This is a genomic window from Staphylococcus sp. HMSC070D05, assembly GCF_001815595.1.
Taxonomy (GTDB): domain Bacteria; phylum Bacillota; class Bacilli; order Staphylococcales; family Staphylococcaceae; genus Staphylococcus; species Staphylococcus hominis.
In genome coordinates this window covers 1-648 of record NZ_KV821114.1, presented here as the reverse complement: position 1 = coordinate 648, position 648 = coordinate 1, and the positions used below count along the sequence as shown (strand labels likewise).

At 34.0% G+C, this 648-nt stretch carries 1 protein-coding gene; it reads left to right on the top strand.

Going from position 1 to position 648, the window contains the following annotated elements:
* Positions 1-539, top strand: a 539-nt coding sequence (locus tag HMPREF3046_RS05035; protein ID WP_070717086.1) for an IS6 family transposase, incomplete at its 5' end; no start/stop codon positions are given.
* Positions 540-648: the final 109 nt, after the last annotated feature.

Below are 648 nucleotides of genomic sequence, written 5' to 3'. Positions count from 1 at the left end.
GTGATATATCTGAAATATTAAGGGAACGTGGTTTTGATGTTCATCATTCAACCATTTATCGATGGGTTCAAGAGTATGCACCTATTTTCTATCAACTTTGGAAGAGAAAACATAAAAAAACGTATTATAAGTGGCGTATTGATGAGACATATATCAAAATTAAAGGACAGTGGTGTTATCTGTATCGCGAGATTGATGCAGATGGACATACATTAGATATTTGGTTACGCAAAAAACGAGATCATCAATCAGCATATGCGTTTATTAAGCGCCTTATTAAACAATTCGGTAAACCTCAAATGATAATTACAGATCAAGCACCTTCAACGAAGGTAGCCATGGCTAAAATAATTAAAGTGTTTAAGCTGAAACCTAACTGTCATTGCACATCTAAATATCTCAATAACCTCATTGAACAAGATCATCGTCACATTAAGGTGAGAAAGACAAGATATCAAAGTGTCAATACGGCAAAAAATACACTCAAAGGCATTGAATGTATTTACGGATTATATAAAAAGAACCGTAGGTCTCTTTAGATCTACGGATTTTCACCATGCCACGAAATTAGTTATATGTTAGCTGGTTAGGCGAAGACTGACACAATAAAATGGTGATTAGCTATATTTTTCTAACTTTGCAACAGAA